This is a genomic window from Methanosarcina sp. UBA289 (assembly GCA_002496565.1).
In the GTDB taxonomy this organism is placed as follows: Archaea; Halobacteriota; Methanosarcinia; order Methanosarcinales; family Methanosarcinaceae; genus Methanosarcina.
In genome coordinates this window covers 58,123-72,369 of the sequence record DAKJ01000016.1, presented here as the reverse complement: position 1 = coordinate 72,369, position 14,247 = coordinate 58,123, and the positions used below count along the sequence as shown (strand labels likewise).

14 protein-coding genes are annotated in these 14,247 nt (G+C 38.6%); 7 read left to right on the top strand and 7 right to left on the bottom strand.

What is annotated here, in order from left to right:
• Positions 1-68 precede the first annotated feature (68 nt).
• The 5 genes from BP549_RS05885 to BP549_RS05865 all read left to right on the top strand — a co-directional run bounded on the left by BP549_RS05885 (position 69) and on the right by BP549_RS05865 (position 3,529).
• Entirely contained in the window at positions 69-869 is an 801-nt protein-coding gene (locus BP549_RS05885; protein WP_292378985.1) for an EFR1 family ferrodoxin, read from the top strand.
• Between the two features lie 182 nt (positions 870-1,051).
• On the top strand, positions 1,052-1,777 hold the full coding sequence (locus BP549_RS05880) for a TetR/AcrR family transcriptional regulator (RefSeq protein ID WP_292378982.1): 726 nt from the start codon (positions 1,052-1,054) through the stop codon (positions 1,775-1,777).
• A gap of 608 nt (positions 1,778-2,385) precedes the next feature.
• The gene (locus BP549_RS05875) at positions 2,386-2,760 is read left to right on the top strand and encodes a hypothetical protein (protein WP_292378979.1); all 375 of its coding nucleotides are present in this window, start codon (positions 2,386-2,388) and stop codon (positions 2,758-2,760) included.
• Between the two features lie 17 nt (positions 2,761-2,777).
• Positions 2,778-3,155, top strand: a complete 378-nt coding sequence (locus BP549_RS05870; protein WP_292378977.1) for a hypothetical protein — start codon at positions 2,778-2,780, stop codon at positions 3,153-3,155.
• Between the two features lie 128 nt (positions 3,156-3,283).
• Complete coding sequence (locus BP549_RS05865) at positions 3,284-3,529, top strand: hypothetical protein (protein ID WP_292378975.1); 246 nt, start codon at positions 3,284-3,286, stop codon at positions 3,527-3,529.
• Between the two features lie 51 nt (positions 3,530-3,580).
• Here BP549_RS05865 and nudC read toward each other — a convergent pair whose 3' ends face one another.
• From nudC to BP549_RS15860, 6 genes are all read right to left on the bottom strand, one after another.
• Positions 3,581-4,438 carry an NAD(+) diphosphatase gene (gene nudC, locus BP549_RS05860; RefSeq protein ID WP_292378972.1) on the bottom strand — a complete coding sequence of 286 codons (858 nt, stop codon included), beginning with the start codon at positions 4,436-4,438 and terminating at the stop codon, positions 3,581-3,583.
• Between the two features lie 264 nt (positions 4,439-4,702).
• Positions 4,703-5,575, bottom strand: coding sequence for an RNA-guided endonuclease InsQ/TnpB family protein (locus tag BP549_RS05855; protein ID WP_292378970.1), 873 nt, complete (start codon positions 5,573-5,575; stop codon positions 4,703-4,705).
• On the bottom strand, positions 5,550-5,990 hold the full coding sequence (locus tag BP549_RS05850; RefSeq protein ID WP_292378968.1) for a transposase: 441 nt from the start codon (positions 5,988-5,990) through the stop codon (positions 5,550-5,552). Before BP549_RS05850 ends, BP549_RS05855 begins: the two co-directional genes overlap by 26 nt.
• A gap of 16 nt (positions 5,991-6,006) precedes the next feature.
• A complete protein-coding gene (locus BP549_RS05845) occupies positions 6,007-8,664 on the bottom strand; it encodes a calcium-transporting P-type ATPase, PMR1-type (RefSeq protein WP_292378966.1) in 2,658 nt (885 codons plus the stop codon).
• Between the two features lie 848 nt (positions 8,665-9,512).
• Entirely contained in the window at positions 9,513-9,791 is a 279-nt protein-coding gene (locus BP549_RS15865) for a DUF6064 family protein (protein ID WP_394339064.1), read from the bottom strand.
• Positions 9,792-9,903: 112 nt separating this feature from the next.
• Positions 9,904-10,044: a DUF6064 family protein gene (locus BP549_RS15860; protein WP_394339066.1), complete on the bottom strand. Its 141-nt coding sequence runs from the start codon at positions 10,042-10,044 to the stop codon at positions 9,904-9,906.
• Between the two features lie 2,266 nt (positions 10,045-12,310).
• On the opposite strand from BP549_RS15860, the gene BP549_RS15775 reads away from it, so the two are divergent.
• Together BP549_RS15775 and BP549_RS05830 are read left to right on the top strand one after the other, a co-directional pair.
• Positions 12,311-12,778 carry a cytochrome b5 domain-containing protein gene (locus tag BP549_RS15775; protein WP_349682342.1) on the top strand — a complete coding sequence of 156 codons (468 nt, stop codon included), beginning with the start codon at positions 12,311-12,313 and terminating at the stop codon, positions 12,776-12,778.
• Positions 12,779-13,326: 548 nt separating this feature from the next.
• A complete protein-coding gene (locus BP549_RS05830; protein WP_292378962.1) occupies positions 13,327-13,884 on the top strand; it encodes a hypothetical protein in 558 nt (185 codons plus the stop codon).
• Positions 13,885-14,002: 118 nt separating this feature from the next.
• Here the strand turns inward: BP549_RS05830 and BP549_RS05825 are convergent, their stop codons facing one another.
• Complete coding sequence (locus BP549_RS05825) at positions 14,003-14,149, bottom strand: hypothetical protein (RefSeq protein ID WP_292378960.1); 147 nt, start codon at positions 14,147-14,149, stop codon at positions 14,003-14,005.
• Positions 14,150-14,247: the final 98 nt, after the last annotated feature.

The following is a 14,247-nucleotide window of genomic DNA, read 5'->3' as shown; positions in this document are numbered from 1 at the left end:
CCAATAGTTATTTAATCACCAATAGTTATAATATACCTTGGAGTTACACAGTTGATGGAGGAAATGAAATGGAAATAGAATCTGTGAAATTAGTTTATTTTTCACCTACCGGAACAACAAAAGCGGTTGTTCAGGGCATTGCGCATGGTATTAATCCAGGCACCGTTGAATTAATCGATATTACCAGACCGGATGCAAGAAACCAACCATTGAAGACATTGGAAAATGAATTGCTCGTTGTTGGAGTTCCCGTATATATGGGGAGAGTGCCAGCATTATTAAATGAATGGCTGAATGCAATTCAGGCTCATAATACACCAACGGTCTGTGTTGTGGTTTATGGTAATCGGGTGTATGACGATGCACTACTTGAGCTAAAAAATATTGTAACGAAATGTGGTTGTATTCCCATTGCCTGTGCAGCATATATCGGGGAACACTCATTCTCAAATTCCGAGACACCAACAGCACAGGGACGTCCCGATAAAGATGATTTACATCATGCAGAAGTATTCGGACAGAAAATACGTGAAAAGCTGCAGTCTGTTTCATCGATCTCTCAGGTTTCTGATGTGAATGTGCCTGGCACTTATCCTTATGGAGGAGTTACAAAATTGTGGACTGTTGATTTTATCGCAGTCAGTGATGGGTGTTCACAGTGCGGAACCTGTGCAGAGTTGTGTCCTGTTGGTGCTGTTGATGCGGAAAATTCCCGTTTGATTGATATAGAAAAATGCATTACCTGCTGTGCGTGTATCAAAAACTGCCCACAAAGTGCCAGAACTATGAAACCCGGGCTGGTTAAAGACGCATCAGTGCGTCTCCATACGCTATATAGCCAGCCGAAGGAGCCTGAATGTTTTATCTAATGAATATATCCCGAATATTATCCTGATTGGTAAAAGCGGAAAATTGGAGTACATTCATTCCTTGAATTATATAATTAAATCATGTAACTAAATCATACAACTAAATCATATAATTAAATCATATAATTAACAGTCATAATATTAATACAAGCCTATAATTATGGATCAGGTGAAGTGAAACTATGGGAATCGCCGATAGAAGGCAACGAGAAAAGGAACAGCGAAAAACAGAGATTATCGATGCAGCCGAGCTTCTCTTTTTTTCTCGAAGTTATGAAGATGTTTCCATGGAAGATATCGCCCGCGAGGTCGAACTGAATAAGGCTACTATTTATTTATATTTTAAAAATAAGGAAACACTTTTCGCAACTATTGTACTCCGCGGTATCCGGATACTTAAAGAAAAATACATGGAATGCATGGAAAAACAGGTGCCGGGCATTGTCAAGGTAGCCCTGATGGGTCAGGCCTATTACCAATATGCACAGGAATACCCTGATTATCTTCGGATGATCCATTTTTACGGTTCGGAGCGTTTTTCCAAAGAGAACCCGTGTACCGCAGAGATTGGAAAAGGATACGGTACCTGCCGTCTGCTCCTGCGGGATGCGATCCAGGAGGGTATCGATGATGGTACAATCCGTGCCGATCTCGATCCATTTCTTACCTCGATGTACCTTATGATCTCCTTCATGGGTATCCTGTCAATGGAAACTAAATGGAAACTGGTGATCGGGGCGGAGGGATTCAGCTACGAGCAGTTTGCCAGTGAGTTTTTCCGGTTCATCACTCCTGCTATCTCTTCCGGTGAGAAATCTCACAAAATGGATGTCAAAGATTTTTCATCATTTGGATTCTTTTTAACCGAGCCTGTAGCATCTGAGAAGAAAAAGAAAGAAGAATCTTAAATTTTAGAATATGAGGTTGAATTCTTTTCACCTCTATTTCATTTCATATTCTTGATTCTCGCCTACTCCATACGAGATAGGTGAGTTCAGCCCGAGGTCATAATCAGTAACATCTGGAAATCGCTGGTTTGTTCTAAAAGAATCTAACCTATCTGGAGCGATCTTATTTGCATCTGTTCCAAAAACGCTATCATGAAAAATATTGATTTTCAAAAAAATACTACGGAATGTGAGATATAATGCCACTCAGATACAAATTGACCATTAACCTGTTCGGATGGGACAAAATAACACATTTGTAATGATTCATATCTTAACCGAAGACAAATAAATATTAAATTCAAGTGAGTATATTTATAAGAAAATTAAAAATTTTCATATAGTGTAATTGCTTTTTTAATATATGTGCAAAGTTCAGGCAAACTGGAAGACAAGACTAAACTTCTCATGCCCAATGAGCATATGGTTCTTTACTTTAATAATTTACAAAGTTTAGATAGCCTTGCCTAAGAATTATGAAATCTACCAAGTAAAATATAGGCCTTGTTAAATACATGAGAAGGTGAATCTTCTCATTTTCTCATTTTTCAATTAAGGATGATGAAACAGTGAAAAAAATAATTACTTATTTCTTTTTAATACTCCTATTGATAGTATTAAGTGGGCTATATGTTGTTGAAATGAATCTAAGAGACTGGAGGGCTGACGAATTAAGGCCACATTACGAATATACTGTTAAAATAAGTGGTCTTTCAGGAATTGAAGTCTTGGGAACAACTAAAATTTTAGTTCCAATTCCTGCAACAAAAGAAGGAGTTTTTGCACTCACACCTTCTCAGGAAGAACCATCTTTTTTCAAAAGTCTCCTACAAGAGCGTGTTTTCCACACGCCAGAGAAGTACATAAGAGGAATATATTTTGAAAATACTACTGAGTCACTCGACAACAAATCACTCAATGGAAACTGGACACTTCTATTGTAAATACCAAACATGGTCTAATGCTAGAATTCAGGACAAACGAATCTGTTCTTGCAGATATTTCCTTTTCAAAGATTGTAGTATTGGAGCAGATGAACAATGAAGACCCTATTAATGAAAACAGTCCTATTTTATATCCGATTGCAAGTGAAGTATCATTAGTAGGAGAAGAATATCAACACTTTCGATTAATTTCCCGAGTAACCACATATGAAACTTATATTGAAATGAGTGATAATATCAACAATAAGGCCATAAAATTTGATATTAGCCTTGAAGTTTATCCCGATGCTACTGAACGCGATGGAGATAAAGGCACTTATAAAAATAAACTGGATGTGGTTGCTGCCGAGTCTAGAGAATTAAAAAAGAATACCACAATTGGAACATATTTCTAACTTGTTTTATTCAATGAGTTTGGAGATATTGGATGACCATCAAAACAGTATTAGTAATAACAATCATAATAATATCATTAACAGCAGTTGTGAAAGCAATTAAGGGATATTAAAAAACAATTGATAGCATGGATTTTTTCTTTATAATGAGCCTATCCCAAAAGTATACGGTTAAAAACTACTATCACAGAGTTGATTTCCGCAATAACTTTTATCCTTCCAAGTATGGGGATATGGTTTCTACTTCAATAAGCTCTGTGATGACAATTGGAATTGCAATGTTCCTTCTCAGGTTATGGATCGAAAAAAACCGGGCACATGGCAAGTCCGATGGACATCCTAATAATGATACTGAGAATGATAAAAAGAATTAAAAAAGGTGCACCGGGAAGAATAAAATTCTGAATTGAATTATCAATCCGGCTTTAAACTTCAATCCCTTCTTCTTTAAGGAAATGGTCAATCAGTTTTCTCGCAATACTAATTTTTCCAGGCAAATCAGGAAGATTTTCAACCGAAAACCATCTTGCATCCTCGATTTCAAACCCATCTGGCTGGATCTCCCCTGAATCGTACTCTGCAGTAAACCCGATCATCAGAGAATTAGGAAACGGCCAGGCCTGTGTTCCGAAATAATTGATATTTTTGACCTTAATTCCCACTTCTTCCCTGATTTCCCTGACTACCGCAGCTTCAGCTGATTCCCCTGGCTCAACGAAACCGGCTATCAAACCATACATGCTTGGCGGGAAATTAGGTGACCTTGCAAGTAAAATCTCATGCCCTTTCCGGATAAGTACGATCACGGCAGGTGAGATCCTCGGATAGAAAAGCTCCCCGCAGTCAGGACACTCTTTTCCCCTTTCTCCGGGCATTTGCAGGGTTTTTATCCCACAGCGGCTGCAAAACTGGTTCGTCCTGTCCCACTCCATAATCTGGACTGCTTTATTCACAAGTGCAAAGCACTTCTCATTTATCTCCGAATACGCCTGTCTGAGATCCACAAACCTCATTCCCTCAGGCGCCTGTACGTCTTCAGAAAGTTCAACTGAATAACAGTGAGTTCCCTCAAGGGTTCCTAGATATTGTTCCCGAATTCCCAAAAGCCCAAGCTCTCCAAAGTCCAGCAGTTTAGGAATTGCTCCGGGGTTTTTATTAAGCTTTAGGAGAATCTCGCGGCCCCGGAAAATAAACCAGAGCGCTTTTTCCGTCCTGTTGGCTGGCGGCTCGATGCCTATGATAAATTCCGGGCAAGTGGGATTTTCCCTGTATATTGGGGTCATAATGTTCATACTTATTGTTTTTTGTCCTATAAATGATTAGAGGGGCATTTTATTTAATGTCATTTAGCTATGTTCCACATTTTCAAGTTTAAGGGCTTAGTTAGTCAGGCTTTCAAGTTTAAGGTTCAGTTACTCCGGCTTTATAATCAGGAACCAAAATGATTCAGCCATCAAATCCAGAAAAATCAACGCGGATCAAACGAGCGAGCGTTTGTGATCAAACGAGCAAGTATCTGTAAGTTAAAACAAATGTGACTACTCCCCTCACTGAAGTGAGGGGCATCTTCCGGTTTTACGGCCAGATTGTAGTCCCAATCTGAGAATATTAATAGAAGCATTAAGGTCACGGTCAATAGATAAGCCACAGAAAGGGCAATTATGAGTTCTTTCTGACAGGTCTTTTTCTACCAACATTCCACAATTTGAACACATCTTTGATGTATTCTTAGGATCAACAAGAACTACTTTTCTACCAGCATTTTCAGCTTTGTAGGAAGTATAAGTTACGAGTTTACTCCAAGCAGCATCAAGGATATGTTTAGCAAGATTGTGATTTCTTGACATGTTCTTAATGTTAAGATCTTCAAAACAGATTATGCCGTAATGATCTACAAGATTTTTACTGAGTTTTTGAGTAAAATTTTCTCTTTTGTTAGCGATTCTTTCATGGACTCTACATAATGTTTTAAGGCATTTCTTTCTTTCAAGAGTACCCATTTCTGTCTTTGAAAATCTTCTATTAGCTTTAGCCAGAGCTTTTTCTTCTTGAATGTAGAATCGAGGATTTGGAATATAAGTTCCGTTTGATAAGGTAGCAAATGAAAGAATACCTACATCAATACCTACTGATTTATCAGAATGTTTAAGAGGGGTATAATAATCAAAATCAGTAAGAATTGATACAAACCATTTTCCGGTTGAAGTTCTTTTTACAGTTAAACGTTTAATGTTTCCTTCAAATGGTCTATGTAACTTGATTTTTATATCTCCAATTTTGGAGAGACCCAATATATTACTGTTTAAGGAAAACCCTGATTGCAGGTAAGTAATACTGTCATACCAACCTTTACCTTTGAATCTTGGATATCCTGGTTTTTCCCCTGCTTTTACTCTACGGAAAAAAAGCTTGAAAAGCAAGATCAACACGCATAGTTACATCTTGAAGAGTGTGAGAATGAACATTTTTCAGTTCTAGTTTATCTTTTTTCCAGATAGGAATCATTTTCTTAGAATCATAATAGCTGATTCTCTTTTGTTCCGTTTCCCAAGCATTTTTTCTGAGTGCCAAAGTTTCATTATAGACCCATCTACACAATTCCAAAGTTTCATTTAACTTTGTCACTTGAGATTTTGTTGGGTAGATTCTATAATGATTAACTTTAGGCATAACGAATATATACGCATTTTTACCTAAATAAAAGTTACTATGTTGAAAGTTGACGGGCTGTATCACACCTTTGAAAAGGCGGGGATTAACCCTTATTGCTCCTAAAAAGCCTTCAATTTCTGAAAATTTATAATGAAAAATAGAAAAGGGTATGCTTAAAAGCAAACCCTATTTCCTTACTTTACCTGTGCGTTCTCCATTCCAGATACTTAACAAACTCCATGACTATAAGTGTAGTCGAAGCCAGTGGAATTATCATTGCCCAGTCGGAAAGCGAGAGGGGAACAGTCTGGAAAGCGATCTGCATAATAGGCAAGTAAATTGCAGCAAGCTGCAGGATTACTGTGCTCAATACGGCATAAATAAGGGATTTGTTGGTAAAGATTCCCAAAGAGAAGACCGAATACCTCTCCGAACGCCAGTTAAAGGCGTTGAACATCAGGGAAATAACCACCAGGGTAAAGATCATAGTCTGGATTTTTGGAAGGGGCACCCCGTTGTTGAGAGACTCGTGAAGGACCCAGAGAGACTGGATTGCAATCAAAAGTCCTAGTCCAAGGCTTGCTATAAGCATTCTCTTGGAAACCAGCCCTTCTGTTGCCTTAGTTGGTTTCTGCTTCATAAGTCCTCTGTCAGGAGCTTCCAGAGAAAGCGCCATTGGAGGCAGACCGTCCGTAATAAGGTTAATCCAGAGAATCTGGACTGCAATAACAGGCAGGGTCTGCCAGGCAAGCACTCCAACAAGGACGATGAGAACCAGACCTATATGACAGGTAAGACCATAGGCAATAAAGTTTTTAATGTTTTTCAGGATATTCCGGCCCTCTTCAACGGCTGACACGATGGACGCAAAGTTATCGTCGGTCAGGATCATGCTTGACGCTTCCTTGCTGACATCCGTGCCTGTAATACCCATCGCAATGCCCATATCTGCGGCTTTTAAGGCAGGAGCATCGTTTACTCCGTCTCCGGTCATTGCAACGATATAGCCTTTTTTCTTGAGAGCTTCAACCACCCTCAGCTTATGCTCGGGATAAACCCTTGCATAGACCGAGACTTTCTCCACGATCTCTTCAAATTCTCTGTCGCTAAGGGCTTCAAGTTCGGTGCCTGTAAGAACAAGGTCTCCTTCCCGGTAAATCCCAAGTTCCCTTGCGATCGCAAAAGCCGTGGTCTTGTGGTCGCCTGTAATCATTATGGTTCGAACTCCTGCGCTGGTACAGGTAGCAATTGCAACCTTTACCTCCTCTCTTGGAGGATCGCGCATACCTGTAAGCCCTGAGAAAACCATCTCTTTCTCAGCTTCTTCAGGCAGGATGTCTTCCGGAACCTTACGGTAGGCAAACCCCATAACCCTGAGGGTTTGGTTTGCCAGGTCGTTTACGACATTCAGGATTTCCTGTTTCCTTTCCGGGGTTAACTCTTCCTCACGTCCTTCAAGGAGAATTTTCGTACAGGAGGCAAGGATAACCTCAGGAGCTCCTTTTGAGTGCGCATACAGTCCATCTTCAGATGTATGCAGAGTAGTCATCATTTTCCTTTCGGAAGAGAAGGGAACTTCCCCTTTACGCTCGTGTTTCTCCTCAAGTGCGTTTTTCCAGAGACCTCCTTTAGCTGCGGCGACTACGAGAGCTCCTTCGGTAGGGTCGCCTATAATATCCCATTTACCTTCTTCCTCAGCCAGCCCTGCATCGTTACAAAGGGCTCCTGTAACCAGCAGCCTGTGAAGGTGTACATCCTTAGAAACGGGACTGTCTCCCTTGAAGAAATCTCCTGTGGGCTTGTATCCTTCACCTGTAACAGTAAAGAGAGTTCCGTTTGCGTACACCTTCTCAACAATCATCTTGTTCTGTGTAAGCGTCCCGGTCTTGTCGGTACAGATAATGTTGGTGGAGCCAAGCGTTTCGACTGATGGCAGTTTTCTTACAAGGGCATGCCTTTTTACCATTCTTCGGACTCCGAGAGCAAGCCCGACTGTCACAACTGCCGGGAGAGCTTCCGGAATTGCAGCAACAGCAAGGGCAACTCCCCATAGGAACATTTCGAAAGGATCGAAGCCTTGGAAGATCCCAAGTATAGCCACAAAAGCCACAACTATAAGGGTTGCAGTCCCGAGCCAGCGCCCGAACTGATCAAGTTTCTCCTGAAGGGGGGTTCTCTCCCTTTCGATTTCTCCCAGAAGCCCGGCCAGCTTCCCAAAAGCAGTACTCATACCTGTTGCCGTAATAACGGCCTTTCCCCTGCCGTAAGTGACTGAGGTTCCGGTATAAACCATGTTTTTCCTGTCAGGCTGTGGGGTTTCGGGAGGAAAAATATTTGTGCTCTTTTCTACAGGAACGGATTCTCCGGTAAGGGAGGATTCGTCTACTTTCAGAGAGAGAGCCTCAAGCAATCTTGCATCCGCAGGAATCCGGTCTCCTGCTTGCAAAATCAAAACATCGCCCGGAACAAGTAGGGAAGAAAGAACTTTTACTTCTTTTCCGTCCCTTATAATTAGGGCTTCGGGGCTGGTCAATGATTTCAAAAGTTTGATCGACTCTTCTGCCCTGTACTCCTGAACAAAACCGAGCACGCCGGCAAGGATCACAGTAAACATGATCACAAAAGCATCGACAAGCTCTCCAAGGAAAGCGGAAACCAGTGCTGCAGCAATCAAAATTATAATAAGGAAACTCTTGAACTGGGAAAGAAAAAGTTTTATAACCGAAGTCTTTTCTCCTTCTTGAAGTTCGTTTTTTCCGTATTTTTCAAGCCGTTTTTCCGCTTCTGCCGAGCTTAGCCCGCTTTCGGACGTGTTCAGGGTTTTTAGAACCGCATCTGCGGCTTCATCATAATACATCCAGTTTTATCTCCAGTAAATCAGACAAGCGCTTTGAGTTTAAAAGCGTCCATAACTTGCCAGTTCTAAATATAATATTCGAGGTGGTAATTAATATTAATAGAATATAGAACTTGGGATACAAAAAAATTAAAAATGATAAGTTATATTCCTTAGAAAAGCCTCAAAGATATCTTTGATTCTGGGTTTAGTAACAAGGATACTTTAGCTGTCCTTTTTAATTGGTTAATGTTTCCAACAATACACTCGGTTTTGTTTTCAATTTTTTATTCCGGACTTCAGTAATGATAGAACACACTGCTTGAGTAAATGAAAAATAAGAAACTGTTAGGCTGGAAGTTCCATTAGGAAATATTAACAACTTAATAATGATGGACTATTTATAAATCTGCACTTCAAAGATACTGATTATTAGGTCTATTCGACAATGTATCAAAAGATCTGTAAATTCTGCCTATGCGTTTCTTACAATTTTTTACGTTGAATATTAGGTTATCGGTCATAAAACCTATATTCCTATAGGTTATGGAATAAATGAGTTCAGAATCAACTTTCATAATAGCAGATGAATAAAAATCGAATTGTTAATCAGCATACAGGCTTGAGTAAAGACTCAAGTATCCAGAACCTCTTTTGGTTTTTTAATATACAGGTAAAAGTCGGCGGACATCTAGTATTCAGTATATAAGGGTGAATTAATTAAATAAGTTGAGCCAGAAAATCCCGCCTGATACTATTATCTCTGATCCAGTTAATTCACGCAGGAAGACAAGTTAGAAGCTATCAGAGAGCAATAAGTCAGAAAATGTTAGAGGGCAGGTCAGAAAAATGCAGAATTTCCTCCAAAATTATTGGCTTATCTGGCCTGTTTTCTGAGTTACCTTCACACGTTTGATGATGATAGCACCCATTCCAATCAGACCAGCTATGAGTAAAGAGACATCTTCTTCTACACCTAAGGATATTGAGGCCGAAAAACCTATAACTGACCATAACAGAGGGATTACAGCTACATACTTTGGAGGTCTATTAGCCAGCAAAAAGGCACCGATTGTGAAGATAGTTATCGGGCATGGTAAACAAAAAATCGAAGTGTTGGGGTAATTATGGCCCAGGAACTGCCCCATAATTGGGTATACAATAGGACCAAGAGCATTAGCACTATACCAACAGCAGAATACCAGTCTTTTCCAAATGAAAATGCAAGATTGTTTCTAACAATTCCTTCAAATAAGAATATTAATCCCTTAGTACAAAAAGAACGCCAAAAATATGCGCAACAGGGTTAATGGATGCAAAAAATGACCAGTGATAAACAATGCCCATCCATAACCAGATCTTGATAGATAGAGTTCTCAATAATTGCTCAAATAAAGCAATTATAAAAGTAATTTTAGGAGAACAGCTGGATAATTGAATAATAGCAGCATAATCTAAAAAGATAGCTATTTTTGACTTTTATATTAGTTATTTGTTTGAAAAGCGATCTCCAAATCAAAGGAATAGCAGCAATTTTATGGTAAAATATTGCTTTTAATACGCTTTGGTTTTTATGAATAAGTGTAACCTTATATCTTTAGAATAAGTCATTTAATAATAAAATAATAAATATTTAAATGTTGTTCATTAAAAAAACATTTTATACGAAGATATTATTTGTTCAGAACCAATTTTTGATATAATTTATTTTAAATAAGTTTAGGAATAATTATAGATTGTAACTCCACGAGAGTTAGAGAATAAGACCAAAACGAACGAATCAAAATCAATGGGCAGACCAATAAGAAAAAAACGGATGGGTCAAAATAAAGGGGAAAGTGACTGACTGGTAGGGTATGTGAATAAAGAATTGCCTGGAAGATGTCCTAATCTAAAGAACATACTGAATGAAGATTCTTTGGGTTGCTTTATCGGGGGATAGGTAACAGGAGCAAAAAAATCTTCCAGGTTTTCTTCAATTTTTTAAAATGATTAGTATAGGTACAATCTTTTGATTGTAAATTATATGAACTGCTTATCCTTGTTACGTTTATAATTTTAGATTTTACACACGGCCATAGAATTAGTCTAGCTTTGAGAGATATAATCTTTTGTATATTGTTCTTTTAGAGTACCTGTTGGTTCAGCCTACCTTCTACCTGCAGGATGGTTAACAATAAAATTACTTTTAGAGTTTGGATCGGGTATGCTTTCCTAAACTCAACAATTCTATAGACAATCGGAATACAGTCTACTGCCAACAACCATATATTCAACGCAAAAAAAGGTAGGAAACATATAGGCAAAATTAATGTGTGTATCCTTTTATATAGATAGGACTTACGCAGTTAAATTAATAAATTGATAGCATTAAACCTTCAATATTTTGTACTTTCAATTGTGTAAATCCTAATAGTTTCAATTTGGGCTCTAAAAATTTCTAAGATTTATTAGTATCTACCACCGCGGCAATTACCTGTGCACCACCAGCAGTGCCTATATCTATCATATCTGCAGTAGCTATGCCACATTTGTAACCCTCCATATTTTTACTTAATTAGATGCAATTGTGAATATAGTTTTAGGAATATGTTTTAGGAATATAGTTTTCTTTATTGAATGTCTTTCGATTCGTTCCTCATTAGCAAATATTATTGGTAAATCATTTACATATAGGGATGTCTATTTACATATTATATGCTGATGATTTACATGCCTGAGAGTGTTTTCACAATTGCTCACACCGACTATATTCGTCACAAAATATAAATACCATAGAAATATAATTAAGAATTCTATAATTATCAGAAACCGCTTTTATTTAGTTATTTATTTAGTTAAATTCTGCAAATTATTATCACTACAGCATTTTATAAAGCTTTATATTTTATAAAAATACTAAATTTGAGCCTCTCCAAAGCGCCTATTTTATCCCTAATCATCAGGAGTTCTCACGATCATTTTCCATGATCGTATATTCGATTGACTGTTCTAAAATACGAGATTCAAAACCCAGATTTTGAGTTTCGGGATAAGCTCTTTAATAAATTTACACATAGTTTGCATTAAAAGACCTGCGTATGCCCAAGAATTTCCTGCAATTTGCCATATAGGAATTGGCTCAAAAGAAGCTAAAACACATAGATTTTATGATAATCAAATTATCAAGTCATGAAGGCAAGCTGGTATCTGGTCTACATAAGTGTAGGATTTCTACCAACGAGCATCTGAGACTTAGTATTGAGAAGGATGTGTTCCTGGATGAAGATCACTGAATAATCAAAATAACATGGAAACTGAAGTTTTTGACCTACCCGCAGGGAATTTACGATTGCCTTCGTTAATCTGTCAATTCTAAAGTACTACTATTTAAGTTCAAAGAGGGCTTTTGAGCTTATTGAGCGGATAATACAAGAAGAGAAGGAAAAAGAGATCGACTACAAGGGGAGATGTCGGCTCTCAAAATTGCTTCTTTTGCGCTGATAAACTCTTTGTTGTCCATTGACTTTTGGGTATACCCCAGGAAATTATTTCCAATTATATTTAAACTCTGTTAACTAAATTTTTGCAAAACAATCTTTTTTATTTAATATTTGAGAAGAAGTCGTTTTAAGAAAAACGGCAAAATCTAAATTATAAAGCAACTTATATTTTTATGGGGGAAATAATGAGAAAAGCACTGATTATAATGATAGTGTTGTTAGGCCTATTCCTAGCAATAGGATGTATGGGAAATAAACCGGTAACTCCAAATGAAACAGGAACTCCAAAACAGGCTGTAACTCCGGCTGGAGAAGAGGCAACTGAAAGACAGACTGCAATTGAAATTCAGAATGTGACAGAGATACCGAAAACAAAAGAATATACACTTAAAGAACTTGCAGAGTATAACGGTAAAAATGGGACGACATACGTTGCCTATCAAGGTAAAGTCTATGACGTGTCTAATAGTGATCTTTGGAAAGGTGGCATACATAAGGGACACACTGCAGGGAAGGATCTCACTGAAGAATTGAATAAGTCAGCACACGGGCCTGGCATAATAAAGGGTTTTCCTGTTGTTGGAACTTTGAAAAAACCACAAAGACCTGAAATCATAAAGGGTTTTCCTTTTTTTGGAACTTTGAGAAAATAAGCTCGAAATATTAGGCATGATACAAAATAGATATCACACTTCAACTTTACATCATGAGTATTTAATAAGAATTCATACGGAAAGTAGCTATGTTTTTCATAGTGTTTTTTGCATTTGATAGGGACAAGGGGGGAGCCCAAATCTCTGAGGAATCAAATCGAAGATCAGCGATATCGGATATATACATAGGTCTAGCTTTACTTTTGATTATTGGTGGCATTGCTCTGGCGTACGAAAACTGGATAGGCCATGCTCTGATAGCTATCATCAGCCTGTTACTTATGGGCTATGCTATCACAACTGGGGCTATGCTCAAGGGAAGGCTAAAGAGAAAATCAGGAAATATCTTTAAACTTCATAGAAAGTCTGGCATTTACTTTGGATCCTTTGTCTTGGGATCGTTTATTTATGGTTTGTGGATGAGGTTGCAACACGGAGAATCCCTACTATCATCTGTTCACGGAAAGCTGGGGCTGTTTATACTTCTCGTTGTGACTCTTCAGGATATTCCAAGCCTGATTTTTAAGAATCGAGCAAAATATAGGGGATTGCACAGAATAATTGGATACGCTCTGGCGCCAATCTTAGTCATCGATGCTGGTTGGGGTCTGCATAATGGCGTAACTGGCGTGACAAAAAGCCTGGTTCTCCTGCATTCGATATCTGGAGGTCTGGCTGCCCTTGTTCTGGTCTGGATCATTCTGGAGATGCGGTATCCGACATATAAGTCACTTGCTAGGGCTAAGTTAGCAAGCTATCTTTCTGCATTCCTGATAACCGCAGGATGCTGGATTGTAGGAGGTTACAATTACTTAACAGCCTATGGTTCTCAGGTAAGACCTGTAATCTTGGCAGGACCGCATCCCTGGGCGCACGAGGTTATAATGGAGGCAAAAGAGCACATCTTTGTCTTTCTGCCCATAATCGCTTTTGCTCTATCCATTACCCTGTCCAGCCTTGACAGAAATACTTTTCAGGATGATGCTAAGTCCAGGCACGCCTTAATGATGATTGCCTGCCTAGCACTTTTTATGGTACTGTTCATGTTCCTGATGGGAGCAATCATATCCAATGCTGGACAGACAGGGATGGAGACCTTAAAATGAAGGAATCATCGACTTCCATCGTGTCAGCCGTAATTACCATATTTTTAACCGGCTGCATTATCATTACTCATGATATATCAAAGGATTTCAGACAATCGTTGACTGCACTTACGGGCCATCATTGGATATCAGTGAGCGTGATAGCAGTGATATTATTTGTGCTCTCTTCGGGACTTCTGTTGAGCTCGAAGAACCTAAGAAAAATCTTGAGGTCATACGATATTGGGCTGTGGTCAACTGCCCTGATAGATGTGACCGTCATCATGATTCTAGTAATCTTTTTGGTATTAATCGCTCACTCTCTAGCAGATTGAGATTCATAAAAAAGACCTAACTTGATACGAGATTATCTAACTGTTATTA